This window comes from Micromonospora sp. WMMA1998 (assembly GCF_027497375.1).
GTDB lineage: Bacteria > Actinomycetota > Actinomycetes > Mycobacteriales > Micromonosporaceae > Micromonospora > Micromonospora sediminicola.
Genome location: NZ_CP114911.1, coordinates 3,290,986 through 3,304,911 on the forward strand (window position 1 = coordinate 3,290,986; position 13,926 = coordinate 3,304,911).

Here is a 13,926-nt window from a genome sequence, read left to right on the forward strand (position 1 = left end):
CGGCCGGCGTCACGGCCGCGCCCGGATCAGCCCAGTCGGGCCAGCACCGGGCGCAACGCGGCGGCCACGTCGGGTGCGGTCACCGGGCCGCCGAGTGCCGCCTCCCGACCGGCCAGCCCGTGCAGGTACGCCGCGGCGGCGGCCGCCCGTTCGGGGGCCAGGCCGCCGGCGAGCAGCGAACCGAGCAGCCCGGCCAGCACGTCGCCGGTGCCACCGGTGGCCAGCACCGGGGTGCCGGTCGGGTTGACGTACGCCCGCCCGTCGGGCGTGCCGACGATCGTCCGATCACCCTTCAGCAGCACCACCGCGTTCATCCAGGCGGCCAGCCGCAGCGCCGCCGCGACCCGGTCCTCCCCCGGCATCTCGCCGCAGAGCCGGGCGTATTCCCGGTCGTGCGGGGTCACCACGATCGGGGCGTCCCGGCCGCGCAGCCGGTCGGCCAGCTTGCCGTCGACGAGCAGGGTCAACGCGTCGGCGTCCAGCACCACCGGCACCGGCGCGGCCAGCACCGCGCGCAGCTCGGCGGCGGACTCCTCGCCGGTGCCGAGCCCGGACCCGCAGACCCAGGCCTGCACCCGACCGGCGTCGGCGACCCGGCCGGTGGCGATCACCGACGGGTGCTGGTGGACCACTTCGGCGCGGGCGCCCCCGGCATAGCGGACCAGGCCGGTGGGACCGGCGAGCGCACCGCCGACCGAGAGCACCGCCGCGCCCGGATAGGTGGCCGACCCGGTGGCCACCCCGACCACGCCCCGCGAGTATTTCTCCGACGCCGGGCCGAGCGCGGGCCACCAGTCGACCACGTCCGACCACTCGGTCACGCGGAGCGCGGGCGAGCCGCGCAGCCACGGCGTCAGCCCGATGTCGACCAGTTCGACCTGCCCGGCCAGCGCGGCGGCCGGGCCGACCACCAGGGCCGGCTTGAGTGCGCCGAAGGCCACGGTCACGTCGGCGCGGACGGCGCAGGGCCGGCCGGCGTCGGTCAGCGGGACGTGCCCGGTGTCGACCGCGACGCCGCTCGGCACGTCCACCGCGACCACCGTGGCGCGCGTGCCGTCGCGCCCACAACGCTCGGCCAGGCTCGCCGCCAGCTGCTCGGCGGTCTCCCGCAGACCACCGGCGCCGCCGATGCCCACGATGCCGTCGAGCACGAGGTCGACCACGGCGGGCGGCCGGTCGACCACCCGCCCGCCGGCGGCGCGCAGCGCGGCCAGACCGTCGGCGTGCGCCCGCCCGGGGGTGAGGAGCAGCGCGGCGACCGCGACGCCCCGGCGGGCCAGGTGCGCGCCCGCGTAGAGCGCGTCGCCGCCGTTGTCTCCGGAGCCGACCAGCAGCAGGACCCGGGCGCCGTAGACGCCGCCCCGGTCGCCGAGCAGCAGCGCGCACCGCCGGGCCAGCCCGGCCGCGGCCCGGTGCATCAACGCGCCGGCCGGGAGGGTGGCCATCAGACCCGCCTCCGCCGCGCGAACGTCAGCGACCCGCCACACCGGTCTCATGTCACCCACCCGCCCCGCTCGTCGTGCCGCCCGTCGGGTGCCGACCACCGTGCCGACGGTCGACCGGGACCCGACCACAGGCCTCGATCACGGCCTCACCCTACCGGCGGGACGCGCCCGCAGCCGGTTCCCCGGGCCCGCCTGTGGATAACCGCGACGGTTGTCCACAGGGTCGGCGGCGGCTCCGTCGCCCGCCTAGCGTCCCCACTGTCCGGAGCCGGCCGGTGGGGCCGACCGTGGTGGGGAGGTCACGTGGTGGAGGAGCCGTTCGACGTCGATCCGGAGTTGCTGCGGGCGGTGGCGCGCGAGCTGGCCGACGACGCGCGCCGGCTGGCCGCCGGGCTGTGCGGGGCGGCGGAGCCGCTGCCGGTGGCGCCGGGCGGGGCGGCGGAGCCGCTGCTGGTGACGTCAGCCGACGGCTGGCGGTCCGCGAACGCCCTGGCCGACCTGGAGGCGGCGGCGCGGCGCTGGTCGGGCACGCTGGCGGCCCGGGTCGCCGACACCGCCGAGGCGTTGCGCGCCGGGGCCGACGGCTACGACGCGGTGGACGACCGGGCCGCCCACCGCCTCGCCGGGCTCCCCCGGTGAGCGCCCGGCGTCCGCGTGCCGTGGCCGCCCCCGACCCGGGCGCACCGGCCGGCTACGCGCAGCTCTGGCGCGCCGACCCGGGCGCGTGGCTCGCCGCCGGCGCGGCCTGGCGCGGGCTCGTCGGCCCGGTGCGCCGACGGGCCGACGGGCTGGCCGCCCGGGTCGGGACCCTCCGCCCGGGCTGGACCGGCGTCGCGTCCACGGCCGCGCAGCGACGGATCGGAGAGCTGCGGACGGCGCTCACCGACGTGCTGCCGGCGTTGGTCGAGGCCGACCAGGCGCTCGCCGAGTTCGGCGCCCGGCTGGCCGTCGCGAAGGCCCGGCTCGGCGCCGAGGTGGCCCGGGCCGAGAGCGGTGGCCTGCTGGTGGACCGCCACGGCGCCGTCCGGTCGCCCCCCGGGCGGCCCGTCGACCGGGCCGGCCCGGCGGTGGTGCGCGCGCGGGCCGGGATCCGGGACGCGCTGACGCTGGCCAGCGCGGCGGACCGGGAGGCCACCGGCCGGCTGGCCGAGCTGACCACGGCGGCGGCACGCGGCTGGGTGAGCGTGCCACCGGCCTGGCGGCCCGGGCCGGGCGCCGGGCCGGCCGGGGTGAGCCGCTGGTGGGCCGGCCTGACCCCGGCCGAACGGCGGTGGCTGGTCGGGCGGGAGCCGGGCCGGATGGGCCGGCTCGACGGGGTGCCCGTGACCGCCCGCGACCAGGCCAACCGGCTCCTGCTCGCCGACCGGCGGGAGGAGCTGCTCGCCCGTCGGATAGCGCTGTCGCGCCCGTTGCCGGCGGCGCCGTTCGAGGTGGCCCGCCGTGCCCGGCTGGCCGGGGTGGAGGCGGCGCTGCGCGGGCTCGACGGGTTGGCCGAGCGGCTGGCCGCGCCCGGGGCGCCACGGGCGTACCTGTTGGGTCTCGACCCGGCCGGGGACGGGCGGGCGGTGGTGGCGCTCGGCAACCCCGACCGGGCCGGCGCGGTGCTGACCTACGTGCCGGGCATGACCTCGGACCTCGCCGACGCGCCGGCCGAGCTGGGGCGGGCCGCCCGGGTGCTCCAGCGGTGCGACGCGATTGGGCCGGGCGCGGAGACGGCGGCGGTGCTCTGGCTGGACTACGACGCGCCGGACCGGCTCACCGAGGCGGCCGGCGCCCGGCAGGCCGAGGACGCCGGACCGGCGCTGCACCGCTTCCAGGAGGGGTTGCGGGCCACGCACGAGGGACCGCCGGCCCGGCAGACCGTGCTCGGGCACAGCTACGGCTCCGTGGTGGTCGGCACCGCCGCCCGGGACCACGGCCTGGGTGCCGACGCGCTGGTGTTCGTGGGGTCACCGGGGGTGGGCGTCGACCACGCCACCGAGCTGCGGATGCCGGCCGGGCAGGTGTGGGCGGCGACCGCGCCCGACGACGCCATCCGGCTGGCCCGTCCACCGGACGAACTGGCCCGCCGGACCCTGCTGGCCGGCACGCCGCTCGGTCCGGCGCTGGCCGCGCTCGACCCGCACGCCGGGCGGCTGTGGTTCGGCGCCGACCCGAGCGGCCCGGGCTTCGGCGGCCGGCGCTTCCCCAGCGCCCCGCACGGCCACACCGGCTACTGGGATCCCGACAACCCGGCGTTGGACGGGATGGCGCGGATCGTGCTGGGTGGGTGAGAAGACGCGGCCCCCTCCGTCGTGGGGCGGAGGGGGCCGGATCGGGTGAGTTACTCGACAGTGACCGACTTGGCGAGGTTCCGCGGCTGGTCGACGTCGTGCCCCCGGGCGGCGGCGATCTCGGCGGCGAGCACCTGGAGCGGCACGGTCGTCACCAGCGGCGCCAGCAGCGTGGGCGTACGCGGCACGTAGATCAGGTGGTCGGCGTAGCGGACCACCGCCTGGTCGCCCTCCTCCGCGATCACGATGGTGCGGGCGCCCCGGGCGCGCACCTCCTGGATGTTGGAGACGACCTTGTCGTGCAGCATGCCCCGGCCGACCGGCGACGGCACGATGCAGATCACCGGCGTGCCCTCGTCGATCAGCGAGATCGGTCCGTGCTTCAGCTCGCCGGCGGCGAAGCCCTCGGCGTGCATGTACGCCAGCTCCTTGAGCTTCAGCGCGCCCTCCAGGGCGACCGGGTAGCCCACGTGCCGGCCGATGAACAGCACCGTCGGCTCGGACTTCAGCTCGCGGCCCAGCTCGCGGACCGGCTCGATCCGGTCCAGCAGCTCCCGCAGCTTGCCCGGCATCTCCTGGAGCTGGGCCACCACCGCGCCCACCTCGTCGGCGAACTTGATGCCGCGCACCTGGGCCAGGTGCAGCCCGATCAGGTAGCACGCGACGACCTGGGTGAGGAACGCCTTGGTGGAGGCGACCGCGATCTCCGGGCCGCCGTGGGTGTAGAGCACCGCGTCGGACTCGCGCGGGATGGTGGAGCCGTTGGTATTGCAGATGGCCAGCACCCGGGCCTTCTGCTCCTTGGCGTGGCGCAGCGCCATCAGCGTGTCCATCGTCTCGCCGGACTGCGAGATCACCACGATCAGCGTGGACCGGTCGAGCACCGGGTCGCGGTAGCGGAACTCGCTGGCCAGCTCCACCTCGCAGGGGATGCGGGTCCAGTGCTCGATGGCGTACTTGGCGACCAGGCCGGCGTGGTAGGAGGTGCCGCAGGCGACGATGAAGATCTTGTCGACGTCACGCAGGTCCTGCTCGCTGAGGCGGACCTCGTCGAGCGCGATCTCACCGCTCTCGGTGAGCCGGCCGAGCAGCGTGTCGGCGATGGCCTGCGGCTGCTCCTCGATCTCCTTGAGCATGAACCAGTCGTAACCGCCCTTCTCGGCGGCCGACGAGTCCCAGTCGATGTGGAAGTCCTTGCCGCTCGCCGGCTGGCCGGCGAAGTCGGTGATGTCGATGCTGTCCGGCGTGATCAGGACGATCTGGTCCTGCCCCAGCTCGACCGCGTCCCGGGTGTGCTCGATGAACGCCGCCACGTCGCTGGCCAGGTAGTTCTCGCCGTCGCCCCGGCCCACGACCAGCGGCGAGTTGCGCCGGGCGCCGACCACCGCGCCGGGGATGCCGGCGTCGACGGCGAGCAGCGTGAACGCGCCCTCCAGGCGGGCGCAGACCACCCGCATGGCGGCGGCGAGGAGCTGCGGGCTGTCGGTCTCACCGGCCGAGCGCAGGTCGGCCAGCGCGCGGGCGATCAGGTGCGCGGCGCACTCGGTGTCGGTGTCGCTGGCGAACTCGACGCCCTCGTCCTCCAGCTCGGCGCGCAGCTTCGCGAAGTTCTCGATGATGCCGTTGTGGATCACGGCGACCCGGCCGTCGGGGGCGAGGTGGGGGTGGGCGTTGCGGTCGGTCGGCCCACCGTGGGTGGCCCACCGGGTGTGGCCGATGCCGGTGGTCCCGTCGCCGATGCCGATCGGGCTGGCGGCGCAGTCCTCGGGGTTGCTCGCGGCCCGCTCGGAGAGGACCTTCTCCAGGTTGGCCAGCTTGCCGGCCTTCTTCTCGGTCAGCAGCTCGTCGTCGCAGACGACGGCGACCCCGGCCGAGTCGTAGCCGCGGTATTCCAGCCGCCGCAGTCCGTCGAGCACGATGCCGAGCGCCGGGCGCGCACCGGCGTAACCCACGATTCCACACATGGTCCGCAGCCTAGCCGAGTTTCGCTCACCGCGCGTGCTCGGAAGGCGGGTTAACGATCACTGAACATGAGCGAACCAGCGAGCGGGGGCGGCAGATCGGACAAAGCGGCCAATCCCGCGCGGAGCCTTGGCCGGTCGGCATGGCCGCGACCTCCAGCGTCACGTACGAGGCCCTGGCAGAGCGGGCGCGGTGATCGGCGCCCGGCTGCGCGGCCCGTGTGCGGTCACCGTTGACCACGGAGTTCCGGTCGGACGACGTCCCGCCCGCCGACGCCGGCTGCTTGATCGCCGGGTCGGGGAGGGGTTCTGGGGTGGGCGCATGGCGGGGCGGCGGCGGTGGCTGGCACGCCCTACATTGAGGGCCGCGCCCACCCCGCCGCGGACGTCCGCGCCGTACCCCCTGTGAGCTGAGCCGATGTCCGAGACGACCCCCGCCCCCGAGCCGGGCTCCGGGCCGAGCGACCCGCCCCCGACACCGGCCCACCCGGCCGCGACGCCCGGCGACCCGACCGCGACGCCAGTGGCCCCGTCCTGGACGCCACCCGACCCGCTGGCCGCCCCGCAGCCGTGGACGCCGCCGACCCCGTGGTCTCCCCCGACCTGGGCATCGGGACCCTGGACCGGCGATCAATCCGGCACATCCGACCCTGCCGGCACACCCGGCCCTACCGACCGGCCCGACACCCCCGGGCAGGGCGTCGACCCGGGACCGGGCCGACCGACGGGGGCATCGGCCGGCGGCGCGGGCTGGACGGCGCCGGAAGCGGCCGGCCACCCCCGACCGGCCGTCCCACCCGCCGTCACGCCTGCAGGCTGGTCCGGCGACCCGGCCGTCCCGTCGCCCGGCGACACCGGCGGGCCGCCGCCCGCTGGCCCGGCCGCGCCTGGTTGGCCGCCGGCCGCCTACCCACCCGCGGCCTACCCGCCGGCCGCCTATCCGCCGGGGGCGTACCCGCCCGGGCCGTACCCGCCGCCGTACGCGTATCCCGGCGGGGCCCCGCGCCGGTCCACCGGCGGCTGGGTGGTCGGTCTGGTGGTCACCGTGGTCGCCGCGCTGGTGCTGGCCTTCTGCGGCTGCGTCGGCCTGGGCGTGCTCGGCGCGTTCGTGGACGACTCGACCTCGTCCGGGGAGCCCTACGACGACCCCTACCTCGACGACCCCTACCTCGACGACCCGGACGGGATCGCGGACGAGCCGACGCCCACGGCGCCGGTGACCACCCCGTCGGGCGGGCCCGGACGGTTCACCGTCGTCTACGAGGTGACCGCGACCGGCCCGGTGGACGTGCAGTTCTACGACGCGGGCGAGAACCTGCTCCAGCTCGACGACGTGGCCTCGCCCTGGCGCCTGCGCCTCACCGCGAACAACCGCGAGCGGGTGCAGGTCACCGCGACCCCGGCCGGACCCGACGCCGGCGACGTGACCTGCCGGATCACGATCGACGGCCGGGAGGTCTATCGGAACTCCGGCCGGTGGGGCGCGACCTGCTTCGGCTGGTGACGCGTCGGAGGTGAGCCGTAGGCTGGCCGCCGTGACGACGACCGATCCCCTGGTGGCCCGGATGCGGCCGTTCGGCACCACCGTCTTCGCCGAGATGTCGGCGCTGGCCGTGCGCACCGGCGCGGTCAACCTCGGGCAGGGCTTCCCGGACACCGACGGCCCGCCGGAGATGCTCGCCGCCGCCGCCGAGGCGCTGCGCGGCGGCCACAACCAGTACCCGCCGGGTCCGGGGATCCCGGCGCTGCGCGCGGCCGTCGCGGCCCACCAACGCCGGTTCTGGGACCTGGACTACGACCCGGACGCCGAGGTCGTGGTGACCGCCGGCGCCACCGAGGCGGTCGCGGCGAGCATCCTCGCCCTCTGCGAGCCGGGTGACGAGGTGGTCTGCTTCGAGCCCTACTACGACTCGTACGCCGCCTCGATCGCGTTGGCCGGAGCGGTCCGCCGCCCGGTGACGCTGCGACCGGGCGCCGACGGCCGGTACGCCTTCGACCCGGACGAGCTGCGCGCGGCGTTCGGTCCGCGTACCCGGCTGGTGCTGCTGAACTCGCCGCACAACCCGACCGGGAAGGTCTTCACCGCCGACGAGCTGGCAATGGTCGCCGGGCTGTGCCGGGAGCACGGGGTCTACGCGGTCACCGACGAGGTCTACGAGCACCTCGTCTACACCGACGCCGCCGGGCCGCACCTGCCGCTGGCCGGGTTGCCGGGCATGCGGGAGCGGACGCTGCGCATCTCCTCGGCCGGCAAGACGTTCTCCTGCACCGGCTGGAAGGTCGGTTGGGTGAGCGGGCCGGCGCCGCTGGTCGCGGCGGTGCTGCGGGTGAAGCAGTTCCTCACGTTCGTCAACGCCGGCCCGCTCCAGCCGGCCGTGGCGGTGGCCCTCGGCCTGCCCGACGCCTACTTCACCGGCTTCCGGGACGACCTGCAACGCCGCCGGGACCAGCTGGTCGCCGGGCTCACCGACGCCGGTTTCGGTGTCCTCCCGCCCGAGGGGACATACTTCGTCACCGCCGACATCGACGCGCTCGGCGGCCGGGACGGGGTGGAGTTCTGCCGGTCCCTGCCGGAGCGCTGCGGCGTGGTGGGGGTGCCGACGCAGGTCTTCTACGACGACGTGGAGGCGGGCCGCCGGCTCGTCCGGTTCGCGTTCTGCAAGCGGCCGGAGGTGCTCGCCGAGGCGGTGACCCGGCTGCGCCGGCTCCGGGAGGACGGATGAGCGACGGACACGCCGAACGGCTGCGGCGGCTCGCCGCCCAGCGCGGCTGCGTCACGATGCTCTCCGGCGCACGCCCGACGTCGGTGCGGGAGCAGCTCGCCGCGCTCGGCGCGGTGGCCGGTGACGACCTGCCCGACCTCTACGGCGAGGGCGGACCGGTGGCGGAGCTGGAGCTGCGCGTCGCCGAGCTGCTCGGCGCGGAGGCCGCCGTGTTCTTCCCCTCCGGCACGATGGCGCAGCAGGTGGCGATGCGGCACGGTGCGGAGCTGACCGGCCGGGCCGGGGTCGGGCTGCACCCGCTCAGCCACCCGCTGGTGCACGAACGCGACGCGTACGCGCTGCTCGCCGGCGTGCGCGCGGTCCACACGACGACCGCTCCGCGCAATCCCACCGCCGCCGAGGTCGCCGCGCTCGACGAGCCGATCGGCACGCTCCTGCTGGAGCTGCCGTTGCGGGACGCCGGGTTCGTGCTGCCGACCTGGGACGAGCTGGTCGCCGTGGTCGCGGCGGCCCGGGCCCGGGACGCCCGGGTGCACGTCGACGGCGCCCGGCTCTGGGAGTCGACCGTCCACCTCGGCTACTCGACGGCCGAGATCGCGGCGCTGGCCGACAGCACGTACGTCTCGTTCTACAAGTCGCTCGGCGGCCACTCCGGGGCGGCGCTGGCCGGGGACGCGGAGTTGGCCCGCTACGCGCGCGCCTGGCGGCACCGCTACGGCGGCACGCTGTTCCAGCAGTGGCCGGCGGCCCTGGCCGCGCTCGCCGGGCTGGCCCGGGAGCTGCCGCAGCTGCCCGGGCACGTGGGGCACGCGAAGGTGGTGGCCGAGGCGCTGGGCGCCCTGCCCGGCGCCCGGGTCCACCCGACCCCGCCGCACACCCACCAGTTCCGGTTCTGGCTGCCGTACCCGGCGGCGGCGCTGAACGCGGCGAACCTCGCGCTGGCCGAGGAGGAGCGGGCGTGGTTCGTCGGCGGCTGGCGGGACACCGAGGTGCCCGGGCTGGCGCTGGCCGAGGTGACGGTGGCCGGCCCCGCGCGGGAGCTGGACGCCGAGGCGGTGACCGAGCTGGCTGACCGTTTCCTGCGCCGCCTGGCGGACTGACCGGCGCGCCTCGACGCGGGCGGCGCTCCGTGCGCTACCGGCCCGCGGCCGCCTTCGCGCCGCGACCGGCCCGTGCGTCAGCCGGCGGCCCGCGTCGGGCCGGTTCCGTCGTCCGGCCGGGCTCCCGCTTCGGCCGGCTCGGCCCGAGCCGCTCCCCCGACGGCCCGGTCGGTCCCGCCGGACGGGGGTGCGTCGGCGAGGCCGGCGAGCGTGACGCCGCCGTCGGCGAGCAGCGCCGCCTCGGCGTCGTCGACGAAGGCGAGGTCGGCCTCGACGTGCCGGCCCGCGGCCGACAGCAGCAGCCGGACCACGGGGTCGTCGGCCCGGCGGCGCAACCCGTCAAGGTTGCGCAGCTCGCGCAGCAGATGGCCGCGCTGGTTGGTGAGCACGGAACGGACGACGGACGCCTCGCCGGAGCGGGCCGCGGCGGTCACCTTGAGGAAGAAGTCGTCCCGGAAGCCGCCGCTGCGCGGGCTGGGCGCGGTCAACCAACGGTCGAGTTCGGCGCGGCCGTCGGCGGTGATCTCGTAGACGACCCGGTCCGGCTTGACCGGCTGTGACCTCCGTTCGGCGACCACGAGGCCGTCCCGGGAGAGCCGGTCGAGGATCTGGTAGAGGTGCCCGATGTTGAGCGGGCCCCACTGCGGTCCGACCGCCGCCTCGAACGCGCTCTTCAGCTCGTAGCCGTAGCTGGGGCCGCGGGCGAGCAGGGCCAGGACCGCGTGCTGGATCGCCACCGTCTTCTCCGATCCGGTTCCGGACAGGCACCCGTACGGGGGCCTTGCATTGTCACAATGTATCGCGCACAGTGTGGACAGCACACGGGGAGGCGCGACATGTTCCAGGTCGTCTGGGGGCAGCTTCGTGGCCGTGCGGGGCGGTCGGTGGCGCTGCTGGCCGGCGTGCTGGTGGCCACCACCGGCTTCGTCGTCCTGACCGGCGCCACCACCACCTCGCGGTTGGCCGTCACGGGCACCGTCGAGCGCAACACCCGGGCCGCCTACGACATCCTCGTCCGTCCCCAGGGGACGCGCACGCCTCTGGAGACCGCGCGCGGGCTGGTCCGGCCCAACTACCTCTCCGACACCTACGGCGGCATCACCACAGCGCAGTACGAGCAGGTCAGAGCGGTCGCCGGAGTGGACGTGGCCGCGCCCATCGCGATGATCGGCTACTCGACCTCGGCGGTGCCGCTGCGGCTGGACCTCACCTCGGCGGTCGACCGGTCCCTCGACCGGCAGGTGATCCGGGTCGACCCCACCTACGTGGCCGAGCGCGGCCTGTCCACCGCGCCGGGCAAGCCACGGTACGTGTACGTGACCACACACCCCCTCATCCATCCGATAGTCGATCCGGAGCACCTGGAGGAGCTCCGCTACACCGACGGCCGGCGCTACCCGGTGGACGAGGTCTGCGGACCGGTCGCGCGCGAAGTGCAGCCGGACGGCAGCAGCCGGCCGATCTGCGACCCGCAGCGCGGCGCCCTGATCGGCAACCGCGGCCCGCTCTCCGAGCGGGACAACTGGTGGGTCGTCCCGGTCCGGCTGCTGCCGGACGGCCGCTTCGAGGCGGAGAACCGCGTGCTCGCGGAGAACGGCGACGCCGCGACGGCGATCTCCGACCGGCTGACGCTGACCGAGCCGGTCACCGTGCCGTTCCTGCTCGCCGCCGTGGACCCGGACGCGGAACAGCGCCTGGTCGGCCTGGCCGGCACCGTGACGGCGGGCCGCCCCCTGCGGGCCGGCGACGCGGTGGACGAGAGGCTGCTCGGCACCGCGCTCAACCGGACGGTCCCGGTGCTGGCCACCAGCCGTCCCTATCTCGACAGCGAGCTGCGGGCCACCCTCACCCGGCTGCCCGCCGCCCGCCCGGCCGGAATGCCGGCCGTCGAACTGGAGGACGGGTTGCGGCGGGCCGCCGGCACACCGGCCGGGGTGGCCCGGGCCGATCTGGCGGACGCCTACCGGAGCCGGCTCGCGGCCGGCGTCTCCGACCCGGGTGGCTGTTGCTTCGGCCAGCTCCAGACCATCACGCAGCCCGGCCCCGTGGCGTACGAGGAGCGACCCGGCGGCGAGCTGCGCGCCAGCCCGGTGCCACCTGCCGCACCCGAGGTCTTCGGTGACGTTCGCGAGTTCAGCTGGCTGCCCCGCCCCTGGCTCACCGAGGACGTCGGGGCGCGGACCCTGCGCCGGCTTCCCCTGCCCGGCGGCGGCGCCGTCACCCCGTTCCGCCAGTGGCGGGCGGTCGGCGTGTTCGACCCGGAGAAGCTGACCGGCTTCAGCGACGTCGGCACGGTGCCGCTGGAGACGTACGAGGCGCCGGTGGCCGAGGGCGCCGACGACCGCAGCCGGGCCACGCTGGGTGACCGGCCGCTGGAGCCGAGTGGCAACCCGGCCGGCTACCTGTCCGCGCCACCGTTGCTGCTGACCAATCTCGCCAGCGCGCGCCAGCTGCTGGACGGCGCTGGCACGGCGCAGCGCACCGCGCCGATCAGCGCGATCCGGGTCCGGGTCGCCGACGTGGGCGGCTACAGCGAGCGCTCCGCCGAGCGGGTCCGGCTGATCGCCGAGCGGATCACCCAGGTCACCGGTCTCGACGTCGACATCACGCTCGGATCCTCTCCCGCGCCGCAGACCGTGGAGCTGCCGGCCGGCGCGTACGGCCGTCCCGCCCTGCGCCTGACCGAACGCTGGTCGGCGCTCGGGGTCGCCTCCGTGATCACCGAGGCGGTGGACCGCAAGAGCGCCGCACTCTTCGTGCTGGTGCTGGTGGTCTGCGTACTCTTTCTCGGCAACGCGGTGTCCGCCGCGGTCCGGACCCGGCGTCCCGAGCTGGCGGTGCTCGCCTGCCTGGGCTGGCCGGCCCACCGGATCGGCGCGTTGATCCTCGGCGAGGTCGCCGCGCTGGGTCTCGCCGCCGGGCTCCTCTCCGTCGGCCTGGCGTTTCCGCTCGGCGCGGCCCTGGACATCGGCGTCGACTGGCGGCGGGCCCTGGTCGCCGTACCGGTGGCTCTGCTGCTGGCGCTGGTCGCCGGCGTGGCGCCGGCGCTGCGAGCCGCGCGCGCCCACCCGGCCGAGGCGTTGCGCCCGCCGGTCGCCGCGGCCCGTTGGGTACGCCGCCCCCGCACCCTGCCCGGCCTGGCGCTGGTGAACCTGATGCGGAGCCCCGGCCGGACCGTGCTGGGCGCGGGCGCGCTGGCCATCGGGGTGGCCGCGCTGACCCTGGTGGCGGCCACCGCGTACGCGTTCCGGGGCGCGATCGTGGGCAGCCTGCTGGGTGACATGGTGTCGCTCAGCGTGCGCGGCGCGGACGCCCTCGCGGCGGTGGCCACCGTGCTGCTCGGGGCCGCGGCCGTGGCCGACGTGCTCTACCTGGACATCCGCGACCGGGCCGCCGAACTCGCCACGCTGCGGGCGACCGGGTGGACCGACGCGGCGCTGGGCCGCCTGATCGGCTACCAGGGCCTCGCGCTCGGCACGCTCGGCGCGGTGGGCGGCGCCGCCCTCGGGCTCGGCGGGGCGGCCCTGGTGGTCGGCCAGGTGCCGGCCGGCCTGGTGACCGTGGCGGCGCTGGTCGCCCTGGCCGGTGTGCTGGTCACCTGCCTGGCGGCGCTCGTACCGGCCGCGCTGCTGCGCCGCCTACCCACCGCTCGACTGCTGGCAGAGGAGTGACCATGGACCCGACGACGGGCAGTACGGTACGCGTGGCCGGGCTGGTCCGGCAGTTCCGCAGCGGCCCCGAGCGGCTCACCGCCGTCGACGACGTGTCGCTGGAGATCGCGGCGGGGTCGGTGGTGGCGCTGACCGGCCCGAGTGGCTCGGGCAAGTCCACGCTGCTGCACCTGATCGGTGCGATCGAGCAGGCCGACCGGGGCACGGTGACCGTGGACGACGTGGAGGTCACCGCGCTGCGCCGGGCGGCCCTGGCCCGCTACCGGCAGCGGGTCGGTTTCGTCTTCCAGCGCTACCACCTGCTGCCGGCGCTCACCGTGCTGGACAACGTGATCGCGCCGGTGCTGCCGCGCCGGGGCCGGGCCGACCACGCCGCCCGCGCCCGCGAGCTGCTGGACGCGGTGGGCCTCGGCGGCCGGGAACGGGCCCTGCCGGCGGAGCTCTCCGGCGGCCAGCAGCAGCGGGTGGCGATCGCCCGGGCGTTGATGGGCGAGCCGCGGCTGCTGCTGGCCGACGAGCCGACCGGCAACCTGGACTCGACCACCGGCGCGCAGATCCTGGACCTGCTGCTCGACCTGCGCGACCGGCACGGCATGACGATCCTGCTCGCGACCCACGAGCCGGCGATCGCCGCCCGCTGCGACCGCCTGGTCCGGCTCGGCGACGGACGGGTCGTCGAGGACGTGGACCTGACCGACGGGGAGGATCCGGCCGACACGTTCGACCGTGCCTCCCGACTGCGTCTCTGACCGA

The 13,926-nt window shown here is 76.3% G+C and carries 10 protein-coding genes; 7 read left to right on the plus strand and 3 right to left on the minus strand.

The window, feature by feature from the left end; all coding sequences use genetic code 11:
• Nucleotides 1-26 precede the first annotated feature (26 nt).
• The gene (locus O7600_RS14685) at nt 27-1,496 is read right to left on the minus strand and encodes an NAD(P)H-hydrate dehydratase (protein WP_281587751.1); all 1,470 of its coding nucleotides are present in this window, start codon (nt 1,494-1,496) and stop codon (nt 27-29) included.
• 252 nt (nt 1,497-1,748) lie between these two features.
• Here O7600_RS14685 and O7600_RS14690 point away from each other — a divergent pair, with 252 nt between their 5' ends.
• Together O7600_RS14690 and O7600_RS14695 are read left to right on the plus strand one after the other, a co-directional pair.
• Nucleotides 1,749-2,084, plus strand: a complete 336-nt coding sequence (locus O7600_RS14690; protein ID WP_281587753.1) for a hypothetical protein — start codon at nt 1,749-1,751, stop codon at nt 2,082-2,084.
• Nucleotides 2,081-3,718, plus strand: a complete 1,638-nt coding sequence (locus O7600_RS14695; protein WP_281587755.1) for an alpha/beta hydrolase — start codon at nt 2,081-2,083, stop codon at nt 3,716-3,718. Before O7600_RS14690 ends, O7600_RS14695 begins: the two co-directional genes overlap by 4 nt.
• A gap of 50 nt (nt 3,719-3,768) precedes the next feature.
• On the opposite strand, the gene glmS is transcribed toward O7600_RS14695, so the two are convergent.
• Nucleotides 3,769-5,682, minus strand: a complete 1,914-nt coding sequence (gene glmS / locus O7600_RS14700) for a glutamine--fructose-6-phosphate transaminase (isomerizing) (protein ID WP_281587757.1) — start codon at nt 5,680-5,682, stop codon at nt 3,769-3,771.
• A 1,021-nt stretch (nt 5,683-6,703) separates the two neighbouring features.
• Between glmS and O7600_RS14705 the strand changes: the two genes are divergently transcribed.
• From O7600_RS14705 to O7600_RS14715, 3 genes are read left to right on the plus strand one after another with little or no spacing between them, the layout of a single operon-like run.
• A complete protein-coding gene (locus tag O7600_RS14705; RefSeq protein WP_281587759.1) occupies nt 6,704-7,183 on the plus strand; it encodes an MmpS family transport accessory protein in 480 nt (159 codons plus the stop codon).
• Between the two features lie 31 nt (nt 7,184-7,214).
• Nucleotides 7,215-8,402: a pyridoxal phosphate-dependent aminotransferase gene (locus O7600_RS14710; protein WP_281587761.1), complete on the plus strand. Its 1,188-nt coding sequence runs from the start codon at nt 7,215-7,217 to the stop codon at nt 8,400-8,402.
• Nucleotides 8,399-9,502 carry a beta-eliminating lyase-related protein gene (locus O7600_RS14715; RefSeq protein ID WP_281587763.1) on the plus strand — a complete coding sequence of 368 codons (1,104 nt, stop codon included), beginning with the start codon at nt 8,399-8,401 and terminating at the stop codon, nt 9,500-9,502. Before O7600_RS14710 ends, O7600_RS14715 begins: the two co-directional genes overlap by 4 nt.
• Before the next feature lie 77 nt (nt 9,503-9,579).
• Here the strand turns inward: O7600_RS14715 and O7600_RS14720 are convergent, their stop codons facing one another.
• Nucleotides 9,580-10,239 carry a helix-turn-helix transcriptional regulator gene (locus O7600_RS14720; protein WP_281587766.1) on the minus strand — a complete coding sequence of 220 codons (660 nt, stop codon included), beginning with the start codon at nt 10,237-10,239 and terminating at the stop codon, nt 9,580-9,582.
• Nucleotides 10,240-10,338: 99 nt separating this feature from the next.
• Here O7600_RS14720 and O7600_RS14725 point away from each other — a divergent pair, with 99 nt between their 5' ends.
• Both O7600_RS14725 and O7600_RS14730 read left to right on the plus strand, forming a co-directional pair.
• Nucleotides 10,339-13,173, plus strand: coding sequence for an FtsX-like permease family protein (locus tag O7600_RS14725; RefSeq protein ID WP_281587768.1), 2,835 nt, complete (start codon nt 10,339-10,341; stop codon nt 13,171-13,173).
• Nucleotides 13,174-13,175: 2 nt separating this feature from the next.
• On the plus strand, nt 13,176-13,922 hold the full coding sequence (locus O7600_RS14730) for an ABC transporter ATP-binding protein (RefSeq protein ID WP_281587770.1): 747 nt from the start codon (nt 13,176-13,178) through the stop codon (nt 13,920-13,922).
• Nucleotides 13,923-13,926 lie beyond the last annotated feature (4 nt).